General features: G+C 44.3%; 11 protein-coding genes. All 11 read left to right on the plus strand.

The genetic code is table 11. The annotated features are described in order from the left end of the window. The first annotated feature begins 6 nt into the window (after positions 1-6). Positions 7-1,059 (plus strand): extracellular catalytic domain type 2 short-chain-length polyhydroxyalkanoate depolymerase, encoded by a 1,053-nt coding sequence (locus BM528_RS07615; protein WP_071979376.1) that lies wholly within the window; start codon positions 7-9, stop codon positions 1,057-1,059. Then, a complete protein-coding gene (locus BM528_RS07620) occupies positions 1,052-1,834 on the plus strand; it encodes a 3-hydroxybutyrate dehydrogenase (RefSeq protein WP_071979377.1) in 783 nt (260 codons plus the stop codon). Before BM528_RS07615 ends, BM528_RS07620 begins: the two co-directional genes overlap by 8 nt. 68 nt (positions 1,835-1,902) lie before the next feature. Next, entirely contained in the window at positions 1,903-2,778 is an 876-nt protein-coding gene (gene nadK, locus BM528_RS07625; RefSeq protein ID WP_071979378.1) for an NAD(+) kinase, read from the plus strand. A gap of 348 nt (positions 2,779-3,126) precedes the next feature. Next, on the plus strand, positions 3,127-3,636 hold the full coding sequence (dps, locus tag BM528_RS07630; protein WP_071979379.1) for a DNA starvation/stationary phase protection protein Dps: 510 nt from the start codon (positions 3,127-3,129) through the stop codon (positions 3,634-3,636). 439 nt (positions 3,637-4,075) lie between these two features. Beyond that, positions 4,076-4,420 carry a DUF805 domain-containing protein gene (locus BM528_RS07635; RefSeq protein ID WP_071979380.1) on the plus strand — a complete coding sequence of 115 codons (345 nt, stop codon included), beginning with the start codon at positions 4,076-4,078 and terminating at the stop codon, positions 4,418-4,420. Positions 4,421-4,680: 260 nt separating this feature from the next. Further along, positions 4,681-6,366, plus strand: coding sequence for a DNA repair protein RecN (recN, locus tag BM528_RS07640; protein WP_071979381.1), 1,686 nt, complete (start codon positions 4,681-4,683; stop codon positions 6,364-6,366). Between the two features lie 124 nt (positions 6,367-6,490). Beyond that, positions 6,491-6,847 carry an outer membrane protein assembly factor BamE gene (locus tag BM528_RS07645; RefSeq protein ID WP_071979382.1) on the plus strand — a complete coding sequence of 119 codons (357 nt, stop codon included), beginning with the start codon at positions 6,491-6,493 and terminating at the stop codon, positions 6,845-6,847. 277 nt (positions 6,848-7,124) lie between these two features. Beyond that, positions 7,125-7,814, plus strand: coding sequence for a thiopurine S-methyltransferase (gene tmpT / locus BM528_RS07650; protein WP_071979383.1), 690 nt, complete (start codon positions 7,125-7,127; stop codon positions 7,812-7,814). A gap of 776 nt (positions 7,815-8,590) precedes the next feature. Further along, complete coding sequence (locus BM528_RS07655) at positions 8,591-11,959, plus strand: glycoside hydrolase family 16 protein (RefSeq protein WP_071979384.1); 3,369 nt, start codon at positions 8,591-8,593, stop codon at positions 11,957-11,959. 12 nt (positions 11,960-11,971) lie between these two features. Beyond that, a complete protein-coding gene (locus tag BM528_RS07660) occupies positions 11,972-14,719 on the plus strand; it encodes a TonB-dependent receptor (protein ID WP_198033600.1) in 2,748 nt (915 codons plus the stop codon). 124 nt (positions 14,720-14,843) lie between these two features. Beyond that, on the plus strand, positions 14,844-16,148 hold the full coding sequence (locus BM528_RS07665; protein WP_071979386.1) for a glycoside hydrolase family 2 TIM barrel-domain containing protein: 1,305 nt from the start codon (positions 14,844-14,846) through the stop codon (positions 16,146-16,148). Positions 16,149-16,163: the final 15 nt, after the last annotated feature.

The following is a 16,163-nucleotide window of genomic DNA, read 5'->3' on the forward strand; positions in this document are numbered from 1 at the left end:
ATTCTTATGAAAAAAAACATGTTTATCAAAGCTGCTGTTATAGGTGGCCTGTGTTTTTCAGCTTCTTTATACGGGCAAAGCTCTACAGAGGCAGTGCCGGTATTAAATTTAGATTTAACCGAGGTCACTGTATCTGGGCTTTCATCCGGTGGCTACATGGCCACGCAGTTTCAGCTAGCGCATAGCGATTGGGTGAAAGGTGTTGGCATTTTGGCAGCCGGGCCTTATTTCTGCGCAAAAGGCGATATAACAACCGCTTTAGCTCAGTGTGTTAATAAAACAGATACGCTGCCCAATGTAGAAGAGCTGACTAAACAAGCCACAGATTATGCAAAGAAAGGAAAAATTGCCGCATTAAGCAACATGAAAGACGCCAAAGTGTGGTTATTCCATGGAACATTAGATACTCGAATAGCCTCTGAAGTAAGCGATGCCTTATTCGAACAATACAAAATGTGGACAGACATTCAACATATCAAATATGTCAATGATATGTCGGTTGCACACCTATTCCCGACGAAAAGCAGTGGTACCGATTGCACTACATCGGAAAGCCCCTTTATTGGTAATTGCGACTATGATGCTGCTGGCGACATGCTAAATCATTTGGTTGATGACCTAGCAGCGGCCGACGACACACTATCAGGTGAATTACACACAATTAGCCAAAAAGACATTGCTGGCAGCAATGCCAAAACTTTGGCCAGTGAGGGATTTGTTTACGTGCCAGAGAACTGTGCGAGTGGCGAAACCTGTCGCGCTCACATTAGCTTTCACGGGTGTAATCAATATGCAGATGCGGTGGGTGATGCTTACGCGACCCAAACAGGATTGAACCGCTGGGCCGACGATAACAATATGGTTGTCTTATATCCGCAAACTAAAAAATCCTTGTTTATGCCGCTTAACCCACAGGGTTGTTGGGATTGGTGGGGGTATGCTTCGCCAGATTATGCCAATCGCGATGGCGATCAAATTAAGGCAGTTAGTGACTTGCTGAAGTCTTTACACACTTCGAATCAGGCAGAATTAACAACAAAGGACGCCAGCAATGAATAAACGTACGGTATTTATAACTGGTGGAGCAAGCGGTATTGGTTTAGGGATTGCCGAGTCATTGGTTAAACAAGGACACCACGTTATTGTGGCAGATATTAACGAAAATGCTGCTCAGGAAACTGCAGCCATGCTTGCAAGTCAATTTGGCAGTATGAACGATGGCAACGCCAGCGCTGTAGCTGTAGATGTTTGCGATGCAAGCCAAGTTGCATCGCTACCTGAGGTTTTAGGCAAGTTAACCGTTGATGTTCTTATTAACAACGCGGGTATTCAGCATGTCTCAAAGCTAGAAGACTTTCCCGCAGAAAAATGGCAACAACTGATCAACATTATGCTTGTTGGCCCAGCGCTTACAACGCAAGCGTTTTTGCCAGCAATGAAAGCGCAAAACTTTGGTCGAATTATCAATGTTGGTTCCATCCACTCTCTTGTTGCTTCGCCTTTTAAATCGGCTTATGTAGCGGCAAAACACGGCCTATTGGGCTTAGCAAAAACAGTTGCCCTTGAAACCGGCGAGTTTGATATCACCATTAACACTCTCTGCCCTGCCTATGTAAAGACACCCTTGGTAGAACAACAAATTTCAGCACAGGCCAGAGAGAACAACATGACTGAAGAAGACGTTGTGAAAAAAATCATGCTTGAACCCATGCCTAAAAAACAATTTATAGAAGTGCAGGAGTTGGCCGATACTGCTGCGTTTTTAATGACTGGCAGTGCGAAAAATATCACGGGTCAAGCAATTACCTTAGATGGGGGCTGGACGGCAAGGTAAAACTTCCCTTTTACAAAACACTTGTGCTAATGTCCGAACCATTGGAAATGAGAGGACATTAGCGTTCCATGCCCTACCAAACCGTTGCTTTAATTGGAAAACCTCAACACGAGGCCACTCACGATAGTCTTAACCTTCTTGCCGAATACTTTCTCGCCAAAGGATGCAAACTATTGGTTGAGGAAAGTATTGCTAATGAACTCGAAACAGACGACCTAAAAAGCTGCGATCTTGTTGTCATTGGCAAAGAGGCAGACCTTGCAGTTGTTGTTGGTGGCGACGGCAGCATGCTGGGCGCTGCGCGAGTACTGGCTCGATTCGATATTCATGTAGTGGGTGTCAATAGAGGCAACTTAGGCTTTCTAACCGATATTCATCCCGACGATATTATTCAGCAGCTTGACCATATCTTTAACGGTGAATGTTTTGTTGAAGAACGTTTTCTTTTAGAGGTGGGCGTTTACCGTCATGAAAAACTCAAAAGTAACAGCGCGGCCGTAAATGAGGTGGTGCTGCATCATGGCAAAGTAGCACACATGATGGAATTTGAAATATACATAGACGAACAGTTTGTTTTTAGCCAACGAAGCGACGGACTTATTGTAGCGACGCCAACTGGCTCTACCGCCTACTCCCTGTCTGCCGGCGGCCCCATTATTATGCCAAAACTGGATGCGCTCACATTAGTACCTATGTTCCCTCACACACTTAGCAGCCGTCCTATAGTGGTTGATGCAGACAGTCAGGTTTCAATGAAGGTGTCAAAAGTTAACAGTGATTCTTTGCAAGTAAGCTGTGATAGCCACATTGTTTTACCCGTATTACCCGGCGACGAAATTAGAATAAATAAGAGTGCAGACAAACTGCATTTAGTCCATCCTAAAGGCTACAGCTACTTTAATGTGTTACGCCAGAAATTAGGATGGGGCAGCAAGCTGTACTAGCATTTTGCTGTGTTCCAAACTCATCGATCTCTGTTCCAAGCATTTAGCCAGACGTGTGTAATCATGCATGAAATGTAAAGAATACTGCATTTTTTACACACTTCTGCATCTTTTTCCCAGATGTATGACATTGAAAAATAAAGAAAAATTAACCTTTCTCAAAATCCTCAATTATATTAGCAACTTATAATTTTCGCACATAACGGCATACCCGTTGCAACACCTTAGGCAAGCTAGGATTTCTCGATGTGTCGACAGCATTGAGTAATAACACTTTCATCAGTAAAGCGTTATTAATTAAAGTCGACCGAGGCCTAATTACTAAAGCGATAATAAGGAGTTATTATTATGAGTAACAACGATATTAAATTTACTGCACCAGGTATGGACAACGAGTCTGCAGCAACAACAATTAAAACGTTGGACCAGCGTTTAGTAGCGCTTCTAGATTTACAGTTAACCCTGAAACATATTCATTGGAATGTAGTGGGTCCAAACTTTATTGGTGTGCATGAAATGCTAGATCCGCAGGTGGATGCTGTTCGCGAAATGACCGACACCATTGCTGAACGTATTGCCACACTAGGCGGAGTACCAAAAGGTACACCAAAAGCCATAGTAGACGGTCGCTCATGGAATGATTACGATTTAGGCAAGGGCTTGGTAACCGATCACCTTAAAGCACTTGATAAGGTATATGATGGCGTAAATGGAGACCATCGCAGCGCAATTGAAACCCTCGGTGATCTAGACCCCGTGTCGGAGGACATGATTACCGGCCAACTCGCTGAACTAGAGCAGTTCCAGTGGTTTGTGCGCGCCCACCTTGAGTCAGGCAGCGGCGAACTAGCGCAGTAATCTTTAGCGCGGTGATCTAGTGCAATAAAAGTTTATTGCAAACGATTTAGAAAGAAGGCCATCTCGGCCTTCTTTTTTATGTTCGCTTTTTTTCCTCATTATAGAGATAACTTCAATTTTCTTCTCGATTCTCACTCCACTCCATTTCTAGTGCTCTTTAAGAAGCCTATGAGCATTTTAAAATCTTTAGAGTGACCGAAACATAAAAACCTAGTACGCTACTTATGAAAGTAGTTGTTATGGTCATGGATGACGATGATTTAGTTATCAAAATCCTCCCTCGACACGAAAATACCTACAAGTAATTGTTGTTTACATCCGGTATAAGGATGTACAAAAACAAAAATAAAAAAGTGCTCGAGTACAGACCATCGATTGGTCTTGGTCATTTCGAGCAAAACCATCGAAGTTACAAATCATTTCAAAGGAATTCTACATTATGGAATATTTCACTAAAGCGCTTAAACATTATGCAGACTTTACAGGACGCGCAAGGCGCACCGAATACTGGATGTTTTTCTTGTTCTACATTATTTTTTACGTAGTTTGTGCAACAATTTCCTATGCTCTTGGTTCTGAAGCCCTCACTGCAATTTTCTCACTAGCTTTACTTATACCCTCGCTGAGTGTTGGTGCTAGACGACTTCATGACACAGGGCGCAGTGGTTGGTGGCAGTTACTTAACCTTATCCCGATCATTGGGACAATTGTTTTAATAATCTTTTTCGCACAAGATAGCTCTGAAGATAATAAGTACGGACCCAACCCTAAAGCCGCTGTATAGCCTTACCTGTATGGCTAGGCACGCGCCTAAAAAAACGCATAACCATTTATTTATTTATGCGTTTTTTTAGCAACCCATTACTCTCGTTAGCTTTTTTCATTAACAACGCCCCCTAAACAAAGCGCTCCCAATGAATTTTAGTCAAACCTGATTCAGCAAATCGACAGATTACATTCGACTGTACTTTACATCTCAAAAATACTGTATATATTTACAAGTACTGTATATATCATCATGTTCAACTTTATTAGAGTGTGGTTATGTTAGCGAATCTTTCGATATCAAATTTTGCTGTTGTAAAACAACTTTCAGTTCATTTTGAAAATGGTCTTACTGCTGTGACGGGTGAGACTGGGGCGGGTAAGTCTATTGCCATCGATGCATTGAGCTTATGCCTAGGTGAACGAGCAGACGCAAACGCAGTTAGAAAAGGTTCCGCTAAAGCTGAAATAGTGGCACATTTTTCACTGGTTGATAATGCCAGTGCAAAGGCATTTTTAGATGAACACGAGCTCACCTCAGATGAGGATGACAGCAGTTGTTTTGTGCGCCGCGTTATATCAAAGGAAGGTCGTTCTAAGGCATTTATCAATGGTACTCCAGTATCGTTACAGCAGCTTAAAGGTCTAGGGCAAACGCTACTCTCAATTCATGGGCAAAATACCCACCTGCAATTGTTAAAAGAAGATTATCAGCGCCAACTTATAGATAGTTACGCCAGCCATAATCAGTCGCTCGATGATGTAAAAACCGCCTACACAATGTGGAAAAACAAGCAAAGAACACTAGATGAGTTGCGCGCGAAAGCTCAGCAGCGTGAAGACCGTCTACAACTTTTAACTTACCAGGTGCAAGAACTTGACGAATTTGCAATTGAAAATGGTGAGTTTGAAGAGCTAGAAGTAGAGCATAAAAGACTTAGCAACGGTCAAAGCCTATTAGAGCAGGCTCAAACAAGCGTTTACAACCTGTACGAGAATGATGAAGGCAATGCACTTAGTGTTATTCAAGGTAGTATAGAAAAGTTAGCGGAGCTTGAAGCCCACGATGCCAGCTTGACACCAATTATAGCGCTTTTAAATGAAGCCTCTATTCAAGTGGAGGAGGCAGCGAGCGAGTTGCGTGGATATTGCGATCAGCTAGAAATTGACCCGCTGCGTTTGCAGCAAGTGGAAGCGCGGTATTCAAAAGCAATGGAGTTAGCTCGCAAACACGCAGTAATGCCTGAAGCGTTAGCTCAGCATCACCAAACACTTTCCGCAGAGTATGCTTCACTAGGTGAGCAGGAAAGCTTGCTTGAAACTCTAGAGCAAGACGTTGAAGATGCAAGACAGCACTACCTTACTACCACCAAAGGCTTATCAGAAAGCCGTGCTAAAGCAGCTAAAGCCTTCGCGGGAGATATAGAATCGCAAATACAACAAATGAATATGCCCCATGCAAAGGTGTGCATTGACATCCGTTACGACGAACTAAAAAAACCTGCGCCATCAGGGTTAGACACTATTGAATTCAAAGTATCTACCAATCCGGGGCAAGATGCTGACGTGCTAGAAAAAGTAGTGTCTGGCGGTGAATTGTCGAGAATTGGCCTGGCAATTCAAGTTATCGCAAGTGATAGTCATGCCACGCCTACTATGATCTTCGATGAGGTAGATACGGGAATAAGTGGCCCTACAGCGTCTATTGTTGGTGCGCTGCTTCGCAAACTGGGTAAGCAATCACAAGTTATGTGTGTAACCCACTTACCGCAAGTAGCGGCGCAGGCACATAATCAGCTGTTTGTGACTAAGATCACCGATGGCGAAAGCACAGAAACTCAAATGATTCCGCTTACCAAACAAGACCGTATTGACGAACTAGCAAGATTGCTGGCTGGCGACAAAGTAACCAAGTCTGCGTTAGCGAACGCAAAAGAGCTGCTTAAAAGCGCAACATCGAACTAAAATGCAGTTGATTGGTCATAGTTGTCAATGTAGCATGCCTTCGCGCTTGCAATAAAACAGCTGAGGCTTCCTAATTTTGGAAGCCTTTAGGCACTAACAAAGGCAATACTGGACTTATATACGCATGAAGTTGCACCATCTTATAGTTATTCTCGGCATTACATTTACGACTACGGCCTGCTCAAACTGGATTTTTAGAATCGACGTTCCCCAAGGTAACTTTCTGGATCAGCGAGACGTAGAAAAGTTGCGTATTAATATGACGAAAGAGCAAGTAATTTATGTTCTTGGTAATCCTGTTGTTCAAGACTCTTTCGATAACGACACTTGGTATTATGTATATGATATGAAGCGTGGAATGAAGGATCGCGGCGACGATTTCCAACGTCAAATGATCATAAAATTTGAAGATAACAAAGTCGCATCTGTTGAAGGTGACTTTGAGCTTTCAGAAGATTTTAACACCCCGCTAGACGAGTAGATTTATAGAGTCTAGATAATTAAGCTGGGTATCGACTTTCCTGTAGTCATAATTCTGTTTTTCAGTGTGTTTCAATGGCAGGTTATCTCGCTAGTCATTGGGAATAATGATGTTGTACAGTTAAAGAATGAACGTCTGAGCATAGGTATATGGTCTGCGCTAAGTTTGCGCTTATTGGAAGACTGGGCTTTTAAAGCATTTGTAAAAGCGTTTAGCCAACGTTTTTTAGCGAAGCAGTATTATTGATTACTCGCGCTTTTCGAAATGGAGTACAAAAATGGAGCATAGCTTCTGGCATAGTAAGTGGAATAAAAATGAAATCGGATTTCATGAACCCGAAGGAAACGCCCTTCTTGTCAAATATAGCCATGTCCTGCTTAATGTAAAAAGCGATACGATTGAAAGTGAAGCTTTAGTTAACGAAAGCGCCTCTTCGGAGAAAACGCAAAAACGTATTTTTGTTCCTTTATGTGGAAAAACAAAAGATATTGCTTGGTTGCTCTCTAAAGGCTGCGAAGTGGTTGGTGCTGAATTAAGCGAAATTGCTATTACGCAACTCTTCGAAGACCTTAATTTAACTCCAACTATTAAGTCATCTCCCAAAGGCAAGGTTTACTCAGCAAATCACATCACTATTTTTGTTGGTGATATTTTTAAGTTAACTCCTGAAGATATTGGTGAAGTTACTGGCGTGTACGACAGAGCTGCTCTCGTCGCCCTACCCGATGGTCTTCGCGAGCGTTACGCTGAGCATATGGTATCGTTAACTCGCTGCGCGCCTCAGCTTTTAATCACATTCGACTATCAACAAAGCGAGTTACAGGGCCCTCCATTTTGCGTTAGCCAAAGCATGGTTGAGAACATGTATAAAGAGCACTATGCTATCTCATTGCTTGAACGCTCTAATTTAGAAGGTGGACTTAAGAAAAAGGTAAAAGCAGATAATTTAGTATTTACACTTTCATAGTAAAAACCTTCGATGCAGCTTGCCAATCAGCTGTATACGTAAACTCACATACGTCGAAGTTTTCTCCCCACATATTTGCTGGCACAGTGATGGGAGCGTTAAATAACAGCCTAGTAATAGGTGACTGAGGTAGGGAAAACAAGAGAGGAAAAACAAGAGACCAAGTAAGTCACACGCAGCCCTAACCCCACCAACTGTTAACAACCTGTTACCATCCAACCACAAATTCATCCGTATTTGATATCTGTATTTTATCTCTGTAATTCATAGCAGCTCCCGAATACATCCCCTTTACTCGGGGATTTAGCAAGTGCCAAGCCATTCCCTTAAGCAGCTTCAATTTGTAAACAAATTGTAATAAAGGATAATTTGCACAATTCCTACTTTGCACTAGTATCAAAACCAGACAACTTCGTTAGTGTATTTTTATTTAAAAATCAGTACTAGGTGTTTCTGAGAGAGTAAATGCACTCAGGATGTCGCGAAAAGGACCTTCAGTCAGGCAACACGGTATTTAATTTAGCAACACTGGTGTAGTGAAAACTGCATTGCTATCTGGTATCGACTTTGTAAAAGCCCTGACAAACGCATCAGTTAAAAGAAAAAAATAAAGATAAGTACACACGTTGGTTGTTTTTCAATGGCTTCTTTCACTTCCAAAATGAAAGAGCTGAATTGCGTATTTTTAAGTGCTCGACCTATTCACTACTTGCACTTCGAAACCAGCGCAAACACTCAAAACTAATACACACTACGTTAATTGAGAGTAATGCCGCATGACCATAAAACGAAACTGGCTTAGCATAGCACTCGCTGCGGGCGCAACTGTTGCAATAGGCGGATGCCAAAACGACGATGAAGCGATTGGCGGAACCTTAGAAAATCCTCCTCCACCAACATCTGCGAATTATGAACTAATTTGGTCTGATGAATTCGACGGCAGCACGCTAGATACCTCCAAATGGGAAGTACAAGTGGGCGATGGCTCGTCCGAGGGACTGCCGCCTGGCTGGGGAAACAATGAACAGCAGTACTACACCGCAGATAATATAAGCGTAGAAGATGGTTTCTTGGTTATTGAGGCTAGAGTGGGTGATTCGCCAGACCCGAATTTTGCTTTCACCTCAGGCCGTTTGCGCACACAGGGAATATTAGATTTTACGTATGGTCGAATTGAAGCCCGTATTCAAGTTCCAGAGGGTTTGGGCTTATGGCCAGCGTTTTGGACACTAGGAAGCGATCCTTCTCCTTTTGGTGAGTGGGCCGCTAAAGGCGAAATAGACATCATGGAGTCTTTCGGGCAGGCAACTCCGTTCATAGCAGGAACCGTGCATTATGGTCAACGTTTCCCCCTAAATGAAAGCGCTACCAAAACTTACGAAATAGATCCAACCGATGGCTTTCACGACTACGCAGTCGAGTGGGACTCTCAGCGAATTCGCTGGTTTGTAGACGGGGTTCATTATTTTACGGTGAGCCGTGATACCTACTGGAACTATTATTTCAAAAACCAAAGTGAAGGCTTCGTAGTTGGGGAAGAAGACGCACCGTTCAACGAAAATCAGCATTTGCTCCTCAATCTTGCTGTAGGCGGCGACCCAGCGGGCATGCCAAACCCTAACGATACCGATGTATTCCCTGGTCAAATGCTGGTGGATTATGTTCGGGTTTATCAATGCCCACTTGCTCCGGTTAACGACGGTTTGGGCTGCGAAAACAGTATTGACCAAGTCGACCCCTTTATCATTACCCAAGGCGGAGACGGTACACCACCACCGCAAAATGTGGAGATAAACAGCTTTACCCTATACAACAATGGACCGGGAGTTCTATTTGCAGATAGCAATAGCGAACGTCCACTGGGTATTGGCGTATTTGACAATGATGGAGCGTTAACAGTAACTGAAGTCGATTCTGGCGACACGGAGCGCGGCACGGTTATTGAAATCAACACTTCAGGTGGTGGAAACATTCAAATTAACGACCCCGAGGGGAACACGTTTGAGCTATTTGGCGTTGGTCGCGCAGACAACAATGAATTCTATGGCGGCGAATTGACGTTTGATGTGTTTATTGACAGTGCATCCACCAATGCAACTATGCTGCAAGTTGGTGTAGATAGCGGGTTCCCTAACGTGGGCTTTATACAAATTCCACTGACAGATCTACCTCAAGACGAGTGGACATCAGTGTCACTTGCTCTCAGTGATGTTATTCAAAGCAATATTGGTGCTTTTGGTGGCGGTCCTCTGAATATTGAAGAGGTGCTCAATCTTATAATACTTGAACCTGTTGGCGGTGCTGCCCGCATGCAGTTCGACAATATAAACCTTCTTTGCGGTGCTCCAGCCTCTCGTCCTTGCGGCATAGTGAGTATTACCACCGTTCCACAAAATGTGTTTATCGATAGCGTTGACCCGCTTTGGGACTTTGGTATTGGTGCGGCAGACAGCGGTTCAGGCTTTGCCACTTACACTGACGGCAGTAATCCAGATGGCGTTAATAAAATTGAATGGGAAGTAGTAACGTCTGACGACGCAGCTCGCGACCAAGTTATCGATATCACCTTCAACGGCGACGGCGAGAGTGGTGTATGGTTTATCGCCACCGAGCCCGTTAACCTTTCTGGTTATAATAACGGCGCCGTGGTTTTTGACCTTTTCGTTTCCGACTTCGGCAGCGATACAAATACCGTAACCATGCAAGTAGACTGTGTATTCCCCTGTACAAGTGGTCCGCAAGATTTAGGGCGACCTGCAAACGGTGAATGGCAGGAAATTGAAATTCCTTTAAGTCAACTGATAAGTAGTGGCTTAAACACCGCTAATGTTAGCTCCGGCCTTGTGCTTGCAGTAACAGACGTTAATGCCACAACCTCGCTTACGGTAGATAACATACGCTGGGAGCCCACGACTGAGATTGTGGAAGAGGAAGTGCTGCCACTTGGTTTCTTTGCGGACTTTGAAGGAGTTAACCCGGCAGCCACTGCACTTGGTGGAAATTGGCAAAGCTTTGGCACGGTATTCGATGCCAATGGCGGCTTCATTTATAACTACGGCCAACCTTTCCCGACACCGCTTAACAGCAATAGTTTTGCCAATATAGCCACGGGGTTAGGCGGTGACGAGCAAGGCTCGCAGCAACTCGTTATATTTAACGACTACAATAATCAAGATCATGGAAACGGTCTGTTGATAGAGGCTGCAACCTTCCAGCAAGTAACGCTTACAGCTGACGACTCTGGTATCTATACGTTTAGCTTTGATGCCCGAGTTCCCGATGAAGGCGCGATTACTGAACCCACAATAGCCACTGCATATGTGCAAACTCTAGACCCTTCAAACGGCTTTGCCACGACGGCAAGAGTTGAAATCGATTTATCGATGATTTCGAGCACAGAATGGCAGACCTACTCTGTTGACTTCAATATCGACGGCGAAGCTATGGCTGGACAATTGCTAGAATTTGGCTTTACCACTCGCACTACAGGTTTTGCCCCCTCTGCCATAGTGGTAGATAACATCGACTTCAACCTAGCCGAAGGCGGAATTAGCTATAACACTGATTTTGAAAGTGGCGACGCAAGTGCCGATGCCATCGGTGATAACTGGCTAAGCTTCGCTGCGGTGTTTGGTGCAGATGGAAACTTTGCCTACAGCTACGGTCCGTTCCCTGCGCCTAACAACACCGGTGGGTTTACCAGTTACGCCACAGGTGAGGCTGGTGAAAGCCAAGGCTCTCAATACCTAAATGTATTTAGCGACTATAACAACGGCGACCATGCTGGCGGACTTACAATTGAGGCTGCAAGCTTTCAAGAGCGCATATTCTCTGCTGCTGATGCAGGTAATTATACGTTCTCTTTTGATGCCAAAGCGCCCTTTGATGGCGGCATAGCACCACCTACAACGGCGTATGCCTATATTCGTGTACTCGATCCTAATAATGGTTTTGCCTCTACCGTCGACATTCGCGTTGATTTAAGCGAAGTCAGTAACAGCGAGTGGTCTCGATACACCGTTGAAGCGGTGCTTGAGCAAAACTTAGATGGTCAAATACTTCAGTTTGGATTCTCTAACTCGGCCACGGACTATAACCCCAGCGGCATTTTCTACGACAACCTAGTTTTCGCAAGGGCTGAATAGAGGGACATGAATATGAAATTATTTACTAAAGCTTTATTCAATGCGGAGCAAGGCGCTATGTTGCAAACCAAGACCAGTTTTAAATCCTTGTGCAAGTTTCTGTATATTCCCGTGTTCGCATCTTTGGTAAGCGTTTCGTTATCGGCGCAAGAGGCCGACGATAAGACGAAAGAAAAAGATGCCGACGTTGAACGTATAATGGTAACTGTGGAACGTCGAACTCAAGATTTACAAGACTTAGCAGGTACCGCCTTTGCGTTTTCGGGAGAAGACTTAAAGTCTCAGGGTATTCAGGATATTACTGATATTTCCGAATCTATTCCTGGGCTGGAAATAGGTAATAATCAAGGCAACGTGGAAGTTTGGATCCGAGGCATTGGTAGTTCAAATAATACAGAGCTTGGCGACCCCGCAGCCGCAACTCATTTAGACGGGGTGTACATTCCCCGTCCATCTGGAATAGGTTCGGCGTTTTTTGATGTCTCAAGGGTAGAGGTTAATGTTGGCCCCCAGGGTACATTGCGCGGTCGAAACGCAACTGCGGGCTCGGTGAATATTATTCCATGGCGGCCCGCTATTGGTCAGTGGAATGGTAGCGCCGAGATAGAGTTTGGTAATTACAACCAACGTGCTATTACTGGCGCTTTGAATATACCGGCCACTGACAAGCTCGCGTTTCGTATTGCCGGCACTAAAATCGATCATGACTCGTATTATAATGATGTTGGTCCGTTAGACTTAGAGCTTGCCGAAGCTGCTGATAATCTTGGCTTACGCTTCCAAGCACTCTACGAACCGACTAACGATTTGAGTATTTATTTATCTTATGACTTTGCTCGCGAACAAGGCACTGGTTATACCGGAACTAATTACGCTCTGCCTCTGGGGTTAGGTATAGATCCAGACGATATTGAAGATCCTCGTGACGTGGTAGGTAGGGGCTTTACGCCAGTGCAAGATACCATTCACGACGGCTTTAAAATTGAAGTCACATGGGACTTGGGAGACGCGTTACTGGAATACAACGGTAGCTATCGCGATTTAATTTACGATTATCAAGCCGCTACCCCACTCTCTCCCGATTTTCCGGGCGTTTTTGAGGCATTGGATCCTCTCGAACAAGCATTAGACGATTTCTCACGCTTTCAGTTTTTGACTGACTCTGAATCTATCATTCACGAATTGCGTTTGTTATCTGACGATGACGCGAGCCGTCTAACCTACACTGCCGGTATATTCTTGTTCGACGAACGTCAGCAAACGTTTTTAGCGTCTGCTGGCGATAGAGGAGGTTTTTTCCAAGGGGCAGAGTTTAATCAACCTAACACAGATACCGACTCCTTCTCTGTTTATGCCGATGCCACGTACGAGTTCAGTGCAGATACTCGCTTCACAATAGGCTTGCGATACACCGAAGACACCAAAACCCGTCAGGGCGTGAATGCACGTTATGCATTTGCGCTAGGCGGTTTTGACGTCAACACGGGCAATCCGTTTGGCTGCTGTATGGGTGCCAGAGTTGGTACTGAAGGATTCGCATTTGCAGGGTTTGGACGTTCTATTTATGATCCCGACCAAGATGGTGATGGTTCAGTTTCTGACGACGAGTTCTTAAGCTTTTACTTTGATGGTATTGCTCAGTTTGGTGAACGCGATACGCTAGACGATATTTTCGCAAATGGCATCACTCCAGGTGGCGCAGATGTACGTCCAGCCTGCTCAGACAGCGATGTCACTGACAACTTGATTTGTAATCAGGATGGTACCCATTCGTTTGCCGTTCCCATTTCGCCTAATAACTCTATTACTGTGCAAGATGGCCGCATAGATAATAGCTTTGTCGACTGGCGCTTGCGCTTAGAGCACGATTTAAACAATGACCAGCTTGTATATGGCCTTATTGCTACCGGTCATAAATCGGGTGGTTTTAACGATACGTTCAGCGATCCAACAACAGGACTGACACTAGCTCCCACCTATCAGGAAGAAAGCGTTACGCTGTTTGAGTTTGGCTCTAAAAATGAATTCGATTGGGGAAATGTACCCACTACATTTAATTTCTCTGCGTTTTACAACGACTACCGAGACCAAGTATTCACCAACTTGCTGTCTGTAGAGCAAGCGCTTGAATTTAACTCTGGTGCACCCGTTGACCCACTCGACGCTACGCCTGGAGCTTTGGTTGTGTCATTTAGTTTTAACGCTGCAGACTCTGCCATTTACGGCATGCAGTTCGATGGCAAATTTGAACTGCCTTACGACATTAATCTTAGTTGGACAGCCCTATGGCTTGAAGCTGAGATTGAAGACAGCCAAGATATTCAAGACTCACGATTCCAAGCTGACGTGGCACCAGATGAAGCCGTTTTTCAATCTATTGATGGAAATAGACTTCCTCGTACCCCTCGCTACCAGCTTAACGCAAGCTTAAGTCAAATATTCGATATTAACTCCGGCACCATTGATTACGTGATATCCGCTGGCTGGCGTGATGAGCAGTTCTTAACCATTTTTAACAGTATAGATTATCAAAACCCTGATAACCCTCGTCGCCGACTTGACGATAGCGTAGATGCTTATTGGACAGTCGACGCCGGGCTTGGATATACCCATGGCGGTGGTGCACTGCGTTTTGAAGCATTTGCTAATAACCTGTTTGATGAGGTGCGCACTGCGGCCACTATCATTACTCAGTTTGATAACACTCGCTTCTTTACGCGCCCAAGAACCTTTGGTGTCCGTATGCGCTATACTTATTAAAAGGTATCCATAACAAGATCACCGCGCGATACCCTTAGATATTATTAAAAGGGTATCGCAACTGGTATCGCACTTTTCTGCTCGACGCCTTTGCAACAAACTTAAATTTTCAAGGAGTGACGTAGTGGCAACACATCGTAAGAAAAAATCGTTTTTATTGTTAGCCTGCTTACTTTTCCTCTCACCAGTCCTATTTGCTAAACCCATTCATGTAGAAGTAGTTAAAACCCAAGACGACGGTTTTGTGCTTATGCGCGGAGATAAGCCTTACACAGTTAAAGGTGCTGGCGTAGACGGCGCTGATTTAAAAACACTGGCTGCTCATGGTGCAAATTCTATTCGTACCTGGTCTGTTGATGGTGGTGTCTACCCTGCCTCAGTCCTGTTAGATAAAGCCCATGAGCTTGGTATGACGGTCTCATTAGGTATCGACTTCGCCCGTGAGCGACATGGTTTTGATTACAACGATCCCGTCGCTGTTGCTGAACAACTAGAGCAAGTAAAGGCTCAGGTAATTAAACATAAAGACCACCCTGCACTTCTCACTTGGTTTATTGGCAACGAGCTCAACTTTGATTTTACCATTAATCCGAAGGTTTACGACGCGGTTAATCAAGTTGCCGAAATGATAAAGCAGTTAGATCCCCATCATCCAACCACAACCACCTTGGCTGGTTTCGATGAAGATGCTATGGATGCCATCACACAACGTGCACCCGCTTTAGATTTCATCAGCTTTCAGCTTTATGCAGACGTGGTTAACTTGCCTAAATATGTAAAGTCTTATGGGTATGAAGGACCCTACATGATTACAGAATGGGGCGCGGTAGGACACTGGGAGGTATATAAAACAAAATGGGACGCACCGGTTGAAACAACAAGCTCTGAGAAAGCGAGCAATTACGCTAAAAGTTACCTGAAAGCCATTCAGCCAGAAGCAAAACAAGTTATAGGTAACTACGTTTTTTTGTGGGGTCAAAAGCAAGAGCGAACAGGTACTTGGTACGGTATGTTTTTAGATTCTGGGGAGCGCACTGAAGCCGTTGATGTTATGCACTACATCTGGACTGGACAATGGCCGGCCAACAGAACCCCTCGCGTTAGCCCAATAGGCTTAGACGGTAAAGTTGCCTTCGACAATATTTATCTTTTTATGGGTGACGAGTATGAGGCAACATTGAACGCGGTAGACCCAGATAATGATAAATTAAGCTTTAAGTGGGAAATACGAAAAGAGTCTACCGCCACAGAAGTAGGGGGTGATAAAGAGGAAATCCCTGAACTGGTGGAGGGCTTGATAGAAGATGTCTCAGATCAGAAAATTAAGTTTAAGGCCCCCAACACACCCGGAGCTTACCGTCTCTATGCCTATGTGTATGATGGAAATGGAAATGCGGCTCATGCTAACGTTCCATTTTTTGTAAAGTAGGTGGTACTATTCTTC

This window comes from Alteromonas sp. RW2A1, from assembly GCF_001886475.1.
Lineage (GTDB): Bacteria > Pseudomonadota > Gammaproteobacteria > Enterobacterales > Alteromonadaceae > Alteromonas > Alteromonas hispanica.